Here is a 13,192-nt window from a genome sequence, read left to right on the forward strand (position 1 = left end):
TTGCGCGAGCCAGGTGGGATACCAGAACGAGCGGATCTCGCGCTTTGCCTGGTAGCGCGAGCCCGCGCCACCGTCGAAACCGTCATACGACGGGGCCTGCAGAAACAGCGTTTTCATGCGATGAGTACTCCGGGTACCCGTACTGTGTCGGGTGATGATTGAGGTGACAATTCGGTAAAAAAGCGCGGTAAAAAGCGCGGTATAAATGCGCGATACAAAGCGCCGGACACAAGCGACGCGCTCAGCGAGCGTCCGATCCTTCGACGGCGGGCCGCTGCGCGCTCGCGGGCCTCGCCATGGCGGAGGGCGCTTCGGCCTCGGGATTGGCGACGCTCACGCGCACGCCGCGCCAGATCACGTGCGAGCCGAACGCGGCGGAAAGCCACTGCAGAGCCAGCAGCACGTCGCGCAGCGGCACGAGCGGCAAATCGCGCCAGAACCCGCGCCAGCTTCCGCTCGCCCGCGCGTGCAGTATCAAACGCGCAATGATACCCGCCATCGTGGCCGTGGCGAGCGCCGCCAGCGCCGCGCGCGTCGACGCGCACGCGCCGATGCCCGCGCCCGCCGCGAGCAGACCGTAGAACAGCACCCCCAGCACGAGCCACGGCGTGGGAAACGTAATGAACAGTGAAGCGAAGCCCGCCGGATTCACTGAGCGGATGGTGCGCAGCCAGCGCGTCTCGCGCAGCCAGAGCGAGCCGAAGGTCGGCTCGATCACGTCGGTGGCGACCACCACCGGCGCGAGCACTGTGGCGAGGCCGTGATCGCGCGCGTAGCGGGCGAGCAGATAGTCGTCGGCGAGGCAGTCCTTGAGTGCAGCGAAACCGCCGATGCGCTCGAGCGTCGCACGGGAAAGCGCGAGCGTCGCGCCAAAGCCGAATGCACGCGAACCCGTGGAGTGCGCCACGCGCACCGAAGGCGCGAACCACTCGTTGATAAAGAGCGCACCCACGCGAGGCCAGAAACCGCCGATGCTGCGGGCGCTGTAGAGGCAGGTCACGACGCCCACGTCCGGGTCGGCGAGCGGCGCGGTGACGATCTCCAGATAGTCGGGCTCGACGGCGATATCGCTGTCGGCCACGACGATCGCGTCGTAGCGCGCGCGCGCCGCCAGATTGATGAGGTTGCTCACCTTGAGATTGCTGCCGTGCACACGCGGGTCGATCACGAGCTCGATGTCGTGGCCGGGATACGCCGCCTGCAGCCGGCGCACTACGGCGATGGCCGGATCCGCCGGCGACGACACGCCGAACAGCAACTGAAAACGCGGATGCCGCTGCTCACAGAAGGTCGCAAGATTTTCGTAGAGGCGCGGCTCGGCGCCGCACAAGGGCTTGAGCACGCTCACGGGCTGCGGTCGCGCACGGCGCGCGCGGCGCGCGGCTTCGCGCACGAGCGCGGCCGAACCGAGGCGCGGCATCGTCAACGCGGCAACGAGACCGTAGAAAGCGGCCACGCCGCACAGCACGACCACCGCCCAGACGAGCACGGGCCAGGGCGCCGGCATGGCGAAAACCTGCGACACCGTCATGACGCGCAGCCTTGCCGGATCATATGGGCCAAGCCGCGCTTGCCGCGGGCTGAGCGCACGGGGAGAAGCTCCTGCGGTGCGCCGAGCGGAATTCGCGTTTCACCACCTACCATTTCCTGCCCTGAAAATTCCAGAAATAAGCCGCGCATCGTAGCTGCATTACGTAATCGAAGCGGGAAACCGGACATTGGATGCCGGTTTGCACGATGCAGGCAATTGAACAACGAATGGAGATAACCCATCGTATGAAACCGCTGGACATGGTCGATCCCCGATTCGACGCCGAAAATTGTATCAGCAAGCTCCATTAGTTGCTTTCGACGGACGCGGGAAATGCATTGCCAAGGTTGCAAAAACGTAACTATTTCAGCGCTTGAACCGCCGCTTTTCAGCGCTTTTCCGCCCTGAAAAAATTCGGTAAGCCTATAGAAATGATTCTTTAATATTTTGCATTGAAAGCGCGCCACTTGCGTTTAAACAACAGTAGTTCTCGTTAATATTCAAACCGATTGAGCGGTAAAGGCAACCCGATGCATCGGAACCCACGCGGGCGGCATGGGTTCCCGAAGGCCGCCAGCACGATCCAAAGGCGTTTGGCACAATGGCCGCACCTTGCGACTGCCTTGCGGCCTCGCGTCGGGCAACCGGCGCACGGCACGCGCGTCGCGCTCCCCATACCAGGCCCCACGCTAGTCCATGACCCTCTTCTCCGTACTCGATCTCTCGCCCATCCCGGCGGGCTCCCATGCCGGCGCCGCGCTGCACAACACGCTCGATCTCGCCCGGCACGCCGAGCGCCTCGGCTACCACCGCTTCTGGCTGGCCGAGCATCACAACATGACCGGTATCGCCAGCGCGGCGACTTCGGTGGTGATCGGCTACGTGGCGGGCGGCACGCAGACCATCCGCGTGGGCTCGGGCGGGATCATGCTGCCGAACCACGCGCCGCTCGTGATTGCCGAGCAGTTCGGCACGCTCGAAGCGCTCTACCCCGGCCGCATCGACCTCGGCCTGGGGCGCGCGCCCGGCACCGACCAGACCACGGCGCGCGCGCTGCGCCGCGACCTGCAGGGCAGCGCGGACAGCTTCCCCGACGATGTGGCCGAGCTGCAGCGCTATTTCGCCGCACCCGTGGACGGCCAACGCGTGCGCGCGGTGCCCGGTGCGGGCCTGAACGTACCGCTCTATATCCTCGGCTCGAGTCTCTACGGTGCACAGCTCGCGGCGGCGATGGGTCTGCCGTTCGCGTTCGCCTCGCACTTCGCGCCCGACCATCTGCTCACGGCGCTGCGTCTGTACCGCTCGCAGTTCCGTCCGTCGGCGGTGCTCGCGAGACCGCATGCGATGGTCGGCGTGAACGTGTTCGGCGCGCCCACCAACGAAGAAGCGCGCTTTCTCTTCACCTCGCTGCAGCAGCAGTTCGTGAATCTGCGGCGCGGCACGCCGGGGCAGTTGCCGCCACCGGTCGAGACAATCGCGGCGAACGAGTTCGAACTCGCCGGTGTGTCACACTCGCTCGCCTGCTCCGTGGTGGGCGACGAGGCAACTGTGCGCGCGGGCCTCGCTTCGGTCATCGAGCAGACCGGCGCGGACGAGCTCATCGTCACCGCGCAGATCTACGACCACGCCGCGCGCCTGCGTTCGTTCGAGATGGCGGCGCAAGCGCGCGAAGCGTTGAAGGAAGCCGCCGCGGGACGGTAAGCGCGCCCGCAGCGGCCCACCACCCGAGAGCGCGCCCTCAATGCGAGGCGTTGATCGCGTCGAGGCCCTTGAGCAGAGCGGCATGAAACGCCTGCGGATCCTGCATCTGCGGCGCGTGCCCGAGATCGGCGAACTCTACGAGCGTCGCGTGGGGAATGGCGCGCTGCGCGGCTTTGGCCAGCGCCGGATAGTGCCCGAGCTGCGCGCGCACCTCGGGCGGCGCGAGATCCTTGCCGATGGCGGTCGTGTCCTTGTCGCCGATGAGCAGCAGCGTCGGCATCGGCAACTGGCCGAACTCGTAAATCACCGGCTGCGTGTAGATCATGTCGTAGAGCAGCGCGGAGTCCCACGCCACCTGCGCCTTGCCCGGCCCGCGATACATGCCCGCCAGCATCTGCACCCACGGCTCGTACGCCGGGCGCCACTGGCCCGCGTAATAGGTGGCCTGCTCGTAGCGGCGAATGCCGTCGGCGTTCGTCTTGAGCTCGCGCGCGTACCAGTCGTCCACTGAAATCGACGGCACGCCCTTCGCCTTCCAGTCCTCGAGCCCGATCGGGTTCACGAGCACGAGTTGCTCCGTTTCGCGCGGATACATGAGCGCGTAGCGCACCGCCAGCATGCCGCCCGTCGAATGGCCGACGATCGTCGCGTCGTGCACGCCGAGCGCCGCGAGCAGCGCATGTGTGTTGCGGGCGAGCTGCTGGAAGCTGAACTGGTACGAAGCGGGCTTGCTCGATTTGCAAAAGCCGATCTGGTCCGGCGCGATCACGCGATAGCCCGCGGCGTGCAACTCGCGGATGGTGGCGTCCCACGTCGCCGAGCAGAAGTTCTTGCCGTGCAGCAGGACCACGGTGCGTCCGTTCGGTTTCGCGGGCTGCACGTCCATGTACGCCATATGCAGCGTTTGGCCCTGCGAAACGAACGCAAAGTCGTGCACGGGATGCGGATACTCGAAGCCCTGCAGCTCGGGACCATACGCGGGGCCGTCGGGCGTCCCGGTCGCGGCTTGTGTTGATGCCGGCAACGGCGCGGTCCCGCTCGCCTCAGGGTCGGCAGCGAGAGCGACATGACAGAGCGCCGCCGCACTCAGCGCGGCAACGAGGGGGGCAAGGCGGGCAAGCGAGTGGTTCAGGATGGCGCTCATCGAAGGCAGATCGGGCGAAAGATCGGACAGAGGACAGAACGGCGAATGGGCGCCGGTACAGCCTGCGATTCTAGCGGCCCCGCCCCGCTCATGCCCGCTTTCCCGCCCGGTGAGCGTGCGCGGCATGCCGTTTGCGGCTCACCCACACCGCGCACGAATGCGGCGCGCATGTCCGGCCCAGGGCACGGGCAATTCGCGCTACGCTGCATTCGGTGCTAGAACAATCAATACAGGACGCACGAGACGTCCGCGACGCGAGAGACGCACGCGTGTTGCACCGCGGCACGCGCCGCGTCAGGGACGCGGCAAGTACGCGAAAGAAGGACCGCACCGGCCCGGGCACGACGAGGCGGGCCGCGGCGGCCGCACCGGGGGCACAACAAGGAGACGACCATGCAAACTCCGGCAAGCCTCAACGATCTGCAACGCACCACCCTCGCCATCGTGCTTGCTGGCGGCCGCGGCACACGCCTCGGGCCGCTCACCAACAAGCGCGTGAAGCCGGCCGTGTACTTCGGCGGCAAGTACCGCATCATCGATTTCGCCCTCTCGAACTGCCTGAATTCGGGCATCCGCCGCATCGCGGTCGTCACGCAATACAAGGCGCACTCGCTGTTGCGCCACCTGCAGCGCGGCTGGGGCTTCCTGCGCGGCGAGTTCAACGAATTCCTCGACCTGTGGCCCGCGCAGCAGCGTGTGGAAGGCGCCCACTGGTACCGCGGCACCGCCGACGCCGTGTACCAGAACCTCGACATCATCCGCTCGATCAGCCCGAAGTACGTGGTGGTGCTGGCCGGCGACCATATCTACAAGATGGACTACACGCGCATGATCGCCGACCATGCCGCAAGCGGCGTCGACTGCACGGTGGGCTGCATCGAGGTGCCGCGCCTCGAAGCGCGCGCGTTCGGCGTGATGGCCGTGGACGAGTCGCGCCGCGTGACCGGTTTCGTCGAAAAGCCCGACGACCCGCCCGCCATGCCCGGCCGCCCCGACATCGCGCTCGCGAGCATGGGCATCTACGTGTTCGACACGAACTACCTCGTCCATCTGCTCGAAGAGAACATCTCGCGCTCGGCCACCGACCACGACTTCGGCAAGGACATCATTCCGCGCGTGGTGAGCGACGGCCATGCGATCGCGCATCCGTTCAGCATGTCCTGCGTGTCGTCGGACCCGGCGGCCGAGCCCTACTGGCGCGACGTGGGCACGGTCGACGCCTACTGGTCCGCCAACCTCGACCTCGCCTCGACCATCCCCGCGCTCGATCTCTACGACCGCAACTGGCCGATCTGGACCTACCAGGAACAGTTGCCGCCCGCCAAGTTCGTGCGCGACCTCAACGGCCTGCAGGGCTCGGGCACCAACCTGATCGTGTGCGGCGGCAGCGTGATCTCGGGCTCGCAGATTTCGCGCTCCGTGCTCTCGTCGAATGTCGTCGTGCGGTCGTTCTGCAACATTGCCGAGGCAGTCTTGTTGCCGGAGGTGACGGTGGGCACGAGTTGCCGGCTGCGCAAGGTCGTCGTGGACCGCGGCTGCACGATTCCCAACGGCACCGTGATCGGCGAAGACGCCACGCGCGACGCCGAGCGCTTTTATCGCACCGAGAGCGGCGTCGTGCTGGTCACGAGCGAAGCGCTGGCGAAGCTGCCAGGCTAGGGCCAGTTCACGCTAATAACAGGCCCTGGCCGTGCGCCGCGCGAAGCCGGTCCGCCGGATCCGGCCTGGCTCGAGGGCGCGCCAACCCGCAAGCAACCCGAACACCGAGAGGACTGACTCCCGATGACCATTCGCGTCCTGCACGTAGCCAGCGAGCTGTATCCGCTCCTGAAGACCGGCGGCCTCGCCGACGTCACCGCCGCCCTGCCCGCCGCGCTGATCGAACAGGGCGCCGACGCCCGCCTGCTGCTGCCGGGCTTCGCGCCCGTGGCGGCGGGCCTCGAGGACCTGCGCCCCGTCGCGCGCCTCGGGCGCACTTTCGGCGCACCCGAGGCGGCGCTGGAACTCGGGCGTCTGCCCGGCAGCGAGCTTGCCGTCTACATGATCCGCGCCGACGCGTTCTACGCGCGTCCCGGCAACCCCTACCTCGACGCCGAACACGTGCCCTACGGCGACAACGCGCAACGTTTCGCGCTGCTCGGCTGGACCGCCGCGCAGCTCGCGCTGCACCTCGATGCCGACTGGGCGCCTGCCATCGTGCAGGCGCACGACTGGCACGCGGGGCTCGCGCCGGCCTATCTGCGCGCGGCGGCACGCGAGCGCGGCACGAGCATGCCGCCCGGCGGCGCGCGCTCGATCTTCACGATTCACAACCTCGCTTACCAGGGCATCTTCCCCGCACAGCAGTTCGACTCGCTCGGCCTGCCGCGCGACTTCTTCGACATGCATGGCGTGGAGTTCTACGGCCAGCTTTCGTTTCTGAAAGCCGGCCTCTATTTCGCCGACAAGATCACGACGGTGAGCCCGACCTACGCGCGCGAGATTCAGACGGTGGCCCAGGGCGGCGGCCTCGAGGCGCTGCTGCGCGGACGCACGCACGACCTCGTCGGCATTCTCAATGGCGTGGACTACGCCGTCTGGAATCCGTCGAGCGACGCGGCCCTCGCCACGCGCTATTCGGCCACGCGGCAAAGCGGCAAGATGCGCTGCAAGGCCGCGCTGCAGACGCGCCTGAAGCTCGCGCAGAAGCACGACGCCCCGCTGTTCGGCGTGGTGAGCCGGCTCACCGAGCAAAAGGGCCTCGACCTGCTGCTCGCGGCGCTGCCCGAGATCGTCGCGCGCGGCGGCCAGCTCGTCGTGCTCGGCACCGGCGATGCCAGCCTCGAACAGGGCTACACGCGCGCCGCGCACCAGCATCCCGAATCGGTGGCCGTGGAGCTGGGCTTCGACGAGACGCTCGCGCACGAGATCGTCGCGGGCGCCGACGTGATGATGGTCCCCTCGCGCTTCGAGCCGTGCGGTCTCACCCAGCTCTATGCGCTCGCTTATGGCGCCCTGCCGCTCGTGCACCGCGTGGGCGGACTCGCCGATACGGTGGTCGACGCCTCGCTGGAAAATCTCGCCGACGGTCTCGCCACCGGCTTCGTGTTCGAGCGCTTCGAGCCCGACGCGCTCACGGCCGCGATCCGCCGCGCCTTCGCACTGTATGGACGCAGCCGCGACTGGCGCGAGACGCGCACGCGTGCAATGCAGCAGGACTTCGGCTGGGCGGCGTCGGCGCAACGCTACATGGCGCTCTATCGCGAGCTGGCCGGTCAAAACGTCGTGGCTTAGCGCTTGCCCAGGCGAATGCCAGGCGGCGCAAGCCGGCGCGCGCGCAACACCGCGCCCACGCGTCCATCGACCAGGCGCCGCGAATTCGGTTATCGTTGCTGCACCTGCGCAAAGGCGCGCTGCTCGAAGCGCCGCAAGCCATAACGAAATCTGGACCGGCCATGAAAAACGTTTTGAGCATCCAGTCGCACGTCGTGTTCGGCCACGCGGGCAACAGCGCCGCGGTATTTCCCATGCGCCGCCTCGGCGTGAATGTCTGGCCGCTCAACACGGTGCAGTTCTCGAATCACACGCAATATGGCCACTGGACCGGCGCCACCGTCGGCTCGGACGAGATCGTGGATCTCGTCGAAGGCATTGGCGCGATCGGCGTGCTGCCGCGCTGCGATGCCGTGCTGTCGGGCTACCTCGGCGCCCCCGAGCAGGCTCAGGCCGTGATCGACGTGGTGCGCGCCGTGAAGGCCGCCAATCCGCAGGCGCGCTATTTTTGCGACCCGGTGATGGGCACGCCGGGTGCCGGGAACGGCTGCCGCGTCGAGCCCGGCATTCAGGAGTTCCTCGTGCGCAACATGCCCGAGGTCGCCGACGCGATGATACCCAACCACATCGAGCTGCAACGACTGGTGGGCCGCGAGATCGAGACTGCGGAAGAAGCCGTGCTCGCGTGCCGCGACCTGTTGCGCCGCGGTCCGAAGCTGATCCTCGTAAAGCATCTGCTCGACCGCAACAGCCCTGCCGACCGCTTCAACATGCTCGTCGTGACCGAGCATGAAGCGTGGCTCAGCCAGCGCCCGCTCTATCCGTTCGCGCGCCAGCCGGTGGGCGTGGGCGACGTGACGAGCGCGGTGTTCGTCGCGCGCCTGATGCTCGGCGACTCGTTGCGCCGCGCGTTCGAACACACGCTCGCGGCCGTGAACGCCGTGGTGAAAGCGACTTACGACGCCGGCCGTTACGAACTGGAAATCGTCGCGGCGCAGGACCAGATCGCGCGCCCGCGGGAATGGTTCGACGCCTGGGCGGTGGATGCCGTCTAGACGAGGGAGGTGCGCGCGCGGCCTATAATGCCGTCCGCATGACTCGCGGCGGCAAAACACGGCCGCGGCGCCCACCGTCTTTAGAGAATGACCGATGTCCGATTCAATCCGCAGCGAACAGGAAGAGTATTTCGAGCAGCTTTGCCTTGCCGTCGACGCCGGTGAGACCCACGAGCAGGAAGCCATCGAATACTTCGAGCAACAAAGCCACGAAAGCGGCTTCGACGCCGCCGCGTGGCTCGACATCGCGCTGTACCATGCGCCCGATGTCGCACGCGGCATCATCGACTTCGTCGACGAGAGCGACCGCGAACGCAGCGACATCGCCCAGACCATTGCCGACACGCTCGACATCTCGTACGGCGACGACGAATGCGAACGCTTCGAAGCGACGATTCGCTTCGCGCTCGCCAACGGCATTCCCGTCGATCTCGACGTGGTGCTCGACGGCTGCAACCGCGCGCTCGACGACCTCGAAGGATGGGCGAGCGCCGACACCATGGCGCCGCTCGTGCGACTGCGCGACACGCTCTTCGAACTGCAAAGGGGCGAGTAGCCCACCCGCGCTTAGCCGTCGCACAGCACGTCCCGGCACGCCGCAGTCGCAAACCGCAAGACGCAAGACCTGAAGACGAGATGCCCCGCCCGCGCCACGCCGGCGCGCGGCGCGGCGTACCCGGACAAAACGCACACAGGAACACCGCGCCGCTGTCGCGCAAGGAGTCACGATGAGTCTCGCCGCCACGCCCAGAACCGATAGCGCCTGCGCATTGGCCACGCCGCGCCGTGCGTGCCGTCGGCGCCTGCCGTTCGGCAAGCTTGCGGCCGGGCTCCTGATCGGCGCGCTGGCCACCGTCACGACACTCGGCGCGAGCCGCAGCGCGCTCGCCGCCGGCCCGCTCGAGGTGCGCATCGGCTTCGTCTCGCCGCTCTCGGGCGACTACGCCAATTACGGCCGCGATCTGCAAAACGGCGTGCAGCTCGCGCTCGACGAAGCGAACGCGCAAAACCTCAAGATCGGCGAGCAGACGGCGCACTTCGAACTCGTGCCCATCGACGACCGCAGCGACCCGCGCCTCGGCGTCCAGGCCGCCGCGACGCTGGCGAACCAGGGGGTCAACGCCGTGATCGGCCACTTCAATTCGGGCTCGGCCATTCCGGCCTCGCGCATCTACGAGAGCGCCGGCATTCCGATGATCAGCCCCGCCGCCACCAACCCCGTCATCACGTCTCAAGGCTTCGCCAATACCTTCATGGTGATTGCAAACGACGCGCAGAACGCAGGCATCGCCGGCGCGTGGGCCGTGGACGTGATGAAGGCCAAACGCGTGGCCATCGTCGACGACCGCACCGCCTTCGGTCAGGGCGAAGCCGACGTCTTCGAGCGCGCGGTGCGCGAGCATGGCGGCAACGTGGTCGCGCGCGAGTTCGCGGAAAGCGTCGCGAGCGACTTCGGTCCGCAGCTCGCGAAAATCAAGGCTGCCGACGCCGATCTGCTCTACTTCGGCGGCCTCGCGCAGCAGGGCGCGGCGCTCGCAAAGCAGATGAAGGCGCGCAACCTGAACGCGCAGTTCGTGGGCGGCGGCGGCGTGGCGAACACCGACTTCACCCAGGGCGCGGGCGCCGCCGCCGAAGGCGCGATGGCCTGGGAGTACGGCCGCCCGCTCGCGCAGCTGCCGCAGGGCCCGCGTTTCGAGCAGGCCTATAAAGCCCGCTTCGGCACCCGCGTGCTCGCTTACGCGCCGTTTGGCTACGACGCGGCGTGGGCCGCGATCCACGCCATGGTCAACGCGAAGTCGGCGAACCCCGAGGTCTACCTCGGCGCGCTCAAGGCGCTCGCCTTCGAAGGCGTGACGGGCCGCATCGCCTTCGAGCCGGACGGCTCGCTCAAGAACGGCGCCTCCACGCTCTGGCAGGTCAAGAAAGGCGTGTGGGTGCCGGTGACGACGCGCGGCGGCTAAGCGCCGCTCACGGTTGCTGCGGCGCGCCCGCCGCGCGCACGACGATCTGCGCGTGCGTGTCGCGCTCGATGCGCAAGAGCGCGTCGCGCATCTGCGCGAATTCGTCGGCCGTGCACATCTGGTGGCCAAAACGCGCCGTTAGCCGCCGCTCGATCTGCAGCGTGCGCGAACGCGCGTCGAATACATAGTGCGACATGTAGTCGAAAAACGCGTCGCTCACTTGCGTGTCTTGCGGCACGTCGGTCACGCGCGCGAACGCGGGCAGCACGATCTGCGCGCTCTCCGTAAACGCCCCGCCGATGCACGCCCAAGGCTGCGTGCGGCGCGGCTGCGCGAGCCAGCTGTCGATCTGCGTGGCAATGCCGCCCGTGAAGCTGCTCGTGGCGGGAATGGCGGTCGTGCCGCCGCGCCAGATCACGTGATCGAGCGTGCCTGCCATCGTCACCGAAAACGGTCCATCGGTTGCCTGGGTCGTGCTCGTACTCACGTGCGCGGCGCCGGCGAGTCCGGTGAGCCGCAGGCGCTGCGCCGCGAGTTGCCGGGCCTGCGCGTGCGTCGCGCGGCGAAACGCGTTGCGCTCGGGCTCGGCACCCGCGCCTTCGTCTTCCACGTAGTAGCGGTAGGCGGCGTCGCCGCTCGCGCCCACGTCGAGCGCGAGGCGTGCCGTGCGCTCGCGCCGCCCGGTCGCGGGCGTTCGCGAAAGCACGCCGTCGTCGACGAGGAGCACGGGCCGGTCCATCACGCCCGGCGGCAGGTAGCCGAACGCATAACCGCCCGACGAGGTGTCCGCATAGACGCCAAGGTCGGGCAGCCACGCGATCGCATGGTTGATCGCATGCGCGCCATAGCCCGGCACATCGGGCAGCGTATAGACGGGGCCGAGATTGAGCAGCACGGGCTCGGCGCGTATGCCCACTGCCGCGAGCAGCGCGCTGAAGAGCGCCACGTGGTCCTTGCAGTCGCCGTAGCGGTTGCGCAGGATGTCGGTCGCGCGATGCGGCACCGCCGCGGTCTCGCCAAGAAAGAGCGCGACGTAGCGGATATTGAAGCGCATCCAGTCGTAAATGCGGCGGGCCTTCTCGCGCGGGTCGGTCACGCCCGCCGTGAGCGCCTGCGCAAGCGCGGCGATGGCCGGATCGGTCGAGGTGGGATCGGCGGCGGCTTCGCGATAGCGCGCGGCGAACGCGGCGAAGTCGGGCACCGTCGATACCATCAGCCGGTCGCCCCAGTTCACGTAGGCCACCGCCCCCGCTTCGAGCGGCGCATAGGGGCCGTGCCGGTAGTCGAACGCATAGCGGGTACGGCCGTTCGCCGTCTCGGGGACGAGCGCCGTGTAGCCGCGCGCATCGGCGTGCAGCGGCACGTTCGCGGGCAAATCGAAGATCAGGCGTTGAGCCTCGACGGGTTCGCCGGTCGGCTCGACGAAGTACGAGAACGTGCCTGCTTCGAGCGCCTTCACGCGGCGTTTGGCGAAATGCAGATGCACGCGCGATCCGACCTGGACGCCCGGAAAGATCACCGTGCGCAGCACGCCGTCCTCGAACGTGGGCGCGCCCGCCGAGCGCGGCTCCTGCACGTCGCGAATGCCGCTCGCGCCGACCGCGTGCGCACTGCCGTCCGGGTCGATGGTTTCGGCCGAGAGCTGCGTGATCGTTTCGATATCCTTATTGAACCAGACATAGCGCTGGGCGATCTCGTCCACGCCCGCGGTGGTGTTGGCCCGCAGCACGGTGTCGTCGTCCTCGACGACCGAGCCGTCCTGCTGCACGACGAACAGATGCACGTCGCGCTCGAGCGTGTACGGCGGGATGTCGGTTTGCGCAGCGCTATCGGCGGTCTCGACGCGCGCGGCACTGTCGGGGCTTCGGTCGCTCGCCTGGGCGCGGGCAGGGCTGCTCGCGAATGTCAGGATCAACGTCAGGATCAACGCGAGCTTCCAGGCAAGGCACGACGCGACGCACCGGGCGGCGCGCGCAAACCCCTCGCCTCGCGTCATGGGCCCCTCAGGCGCGCGCCGCCGCAAGCGCTGCGTTCGGCCATGACGTCTGCGCGAGATGGCGCTCGCGCTGCGCGGCACGCCATGCGCGGGGACTCGCGCCGAACTCTGCGCGAAACGCCGCGTTGAAGTTCGACAGATCGTTGAAGCCGCTCGCGAGCGCAACGTCGACGATCTTCGCTTCGTCGTCGGCGGCAAGACGCAGTGCAGCGGCGCGCAACCGCACGCGCAGCAGATATTGATGCGGGGTCACGCCGGCGAGCGCCGAGAAGGTGCGCAGAAAATAGAACTCGCTCACGCCCGCCGCGCTCGCCAGGCTGGCGAGCGTATGCGCATCGTCGGGCGTTTGGTCGATCAGGCGCAGCGTCGCGACCACGCGGGCAGCCGCGGCGGCGCCCGGCGTGGCAGGCGTCGCCGCGTCCTTGCCGCGCGCGACCACACGCAAGGTCGTGAGCGCCAGTTCCAGTGCGATTTCATCCCAGGCAGCGCCCAGGCCGGGCGCGTGACGCCGCTCCTGCGCGAGCACGCCGGCGCAGGCATGCGCCACGAGCG

Annotated in this window: 11 protein-coding genes; 6 read left to right on the top strand and 5 right to left on the bottom strand. The window is 68.0% G+C overall.

Annotated elements, in window-relative coordinates:
• Nucleotides 1–241: 241 nt before the first annotated feature.
• Together hpnI and BHE01S_RS38265 are read right to left on the bottom strand one after the other, a co-directional pair.
• Nucleotides 242–1,531, bottom strand: coding sequence for a bacteriohopanetetrol glucosamine biosynthesis glycosyltransferase HpnI (gene hpnI, locus BHE01S_RS35360; RefSeq protein WP_157025856.1), 1,290 nt, complete (start codon nt 1,529–1,531; stop codon nt 242–244).
• On the bottom strand, nt 1,528–1,839 hold the full coding sequence (locus BHE01S_RS38265; protein ID WP_157025858.1) for a hypothetical protein: 312 nt from the start codon (nt 1,837–1,839) through the stop codon (nt 1,528–1,530). The genes hpnI and BHE01S_RS38265 overlap by 4 nt, the downstream gene beginning before the upstream one ends.
• 388 nt (nt 1,840–2,227) lie before the next feature.
• Between BHE01S_RS38265 and BHE01S_RS35365 the strand changes: the two genes are divergently transcribed.
• Entirely contained in the window at nt 2,228–3,232 is a 1,005-nt protein-coding gene (locus BHE01S_RS35365) for an LLM class flavin-dependent oxidoreductase (protein ID WP_042273046.1), read from the top strand.
• Nucleotides 3,233–3,269: 37 nt separating this feature from the next.
• On the opposite strand, the gene BHE01S_RS35370 is transcribed toward BHE01S_RS35365, so the two are convergent.
• Nucleotides 3,270–4,376: an alpha/beta fold hydrolase gene (locus BHE01S_RS35370; RefSeq protein WP_042273048.1), complete on the bottom strand. Its 1,107-nt coding sequence runs from the start codon at nt 4,374–4,376 to the stop codon at nt 3,270–3,272.
• 393 nt (nt 4,377–4,769) lie between these two features.
• Between BHE01S_RS35370 and glgC the strand changes: the two genes are divergently transcribed.
• The 5 genes from glgC (at nt 4,770) to BHE01S_RS35395 (ending at nt 10,644) form a co-directional block, all read left to right on the top strand.
• The gene (gene glgC / locus BHE01S_RS35375; protein WP_042273049.1) at nt 4,770–6,035 is read left to right on the top strand and encodes a glucose-1-phosphate adenylyltransferase; all 1,266 of its coding nucleotides are present in this window, start codon (nt 4,770–4,772) and stop codon (nt 6,033–6,035) included.
• A gap of 123 nt (nt 6,036–6,158) precedes the next feature.
• Nucleotides 6,159–7,649 carry a glycogen synthase GlgA gene (gene glgA, locus BHE01S_RS35380; RefSeq protein ID WP_042273050.1) on the top strand — a complete coding sequence of 497 codons (1,491 nt, stop codon included), beginning with the start codon at nt 6,159–6,161 and terminating at the stop codon, nt 7,647–7,649.
• Between the two features lie 161 nt (nt 7,650–7,810).
• On the top strand, nt 7,811–8,683 hold the full coding sequence (pdxY, locus tag BHE01S_RS35385) for a pyridoxal kinase PdxY (RefSeq protein ID WP_042273057.1): 873 nt from the start codon (nt 7,811–7,813) through the stop codon (nt 8,681–8,683).
• 94 nt (nt 8,684–8,777) lie between these two features.
• A complete protein-coding gene (locus BHE01S_RS35390; protein ID WP_042273052.1) occupies nt 8,778–9,239 on the top strand; it encodes a hypothetical protein in 462 nt (153 codons plus the stop codon).
• A gap of 172 nt (nt 9,240–9,411) precedes the next feature.
• Entirely contained in the window at nt 9,412–10,644 is a 1,233-nt protein-coding gene (locus BHE01S_RS35395) for a branched-chain amino acid ABC transporter substrate-binding protein (RefSeq protein ID WP_084069600.1), read from the top strand.
• Between the two features lie 7 nt (nt 10,645–10,651).
• On the opposite strand, the gene BHE01S_RS35400 is transcribed toward BHE01S_RS35395, so the two are convergent.
• Nucleotides 10,652–12,640, bottom strand: coding sequence for a DUF3857 domain-containing transglutaminase family protein (locus tag BHE01S_RS35400; protein WP_084069602.1), 1,989 nt, complete (start codon nt 12,638–12,640; stop codon nt 10,652–10,654).
• Nucleotides 12,641–12,647: 7 nt separating this feature from the next.
• Nucleotides 12,648–13,192, bottom strand: a 545-nt coding sequence (locus tag BHE01S_RS35405) for a helix-turn-helix domain-containing protein (RefSeq protein WP_042273063.1), incomplete at its 5' end; no start/stop codon positions are given.

This window comes from Paraburkholderia heleia NBRC 101817, assembly GCF_000739775.1.
GTDB classification, from domain to species: Bacteria; Pseudomonadota; Gammaproteobacteria; order Burkholderiales; family Burkholderiaceae; genus Paraburkholderia; species Paraburkholderia heleia.

What these genes read in the sequence shown, in the direction of transcription:
- hpnI (WP_157025856.1), bottom strand. Translation starts at nt 1,531, where the DNA reads ATGACGGTGTCGCAGGTTTTCGCCATGCCGGCGCCCTGGCCCGTGCTC.
- BHE01S_RS38265 (WP_157025858.1), bottom strand. Translation starts at nt 1,839, where the DNA reads ATGGAGCTTGCTGATACAATTTTCGGCGTCGAATCGGGGATCGACCAT.
- BHE01S_RS35365 (WP_042273046.1), top strand. Translation starts at nt 2,228, where the DNA reads ATGACCCTCTTCTCCGTACTCGATCTCTCGCCCATCCCGGCGGGCTCC.
- BHE01S_RS35370 (WP_042273048.1), bottom strand. Translation starts at nt 4,376, where the DNA reads ATGAGCGCCATCCTGAACCACTCGCTTGCCCGCCTTGCCCCCCTCGTT.
- glgC (WP_042273049.1), top strand. Translation starts at nt 4,770, where the DNA reads ATGCAAACTCCGGCAAGCCTCAACGATCTGCAACGCACCACCCTCGCC.
- glgA (WP_042273050.1), top strand. Translation starts at nt 6,159, where the DNA reads ATGACCATTCGCGTCCTGCACGTAGCCAGCGAGCTGTATCCGCTCCTG.
- pdxY (WP_042273057.1), top strand. Translation starts at nt 7,811, where the DNA reads ATGAAAAACGTTTTGAGCATCCAGTCGCACGTCGTGTTCGGCCACGCG.
- BHE01S_RS35390 (WP_042273052.1), top strand. Translation starts at nt 8,778, where the DNA reads ATGTCCGATTCAATCCGCAGCGAACAGGAAGAGTATTTCGAGCAGCTT.
- BHE01S_RS35395 (WP_084069600.1), top strand. Translation starts at nt 9,412, where the DNA reads ATGAGTCTCGCCGCCACGCCCAGAACCGATAGCGCCTGCGCATTGGCC.
- BHE01S_RS35400 (WP_084069602.1), bottom strand. Translation starts at nt 12,640, where the DNA reads ATGACGCGAGGCGAGGGGTTTGCGCGCGCCGCCCGGTGCGTCGCGTCG.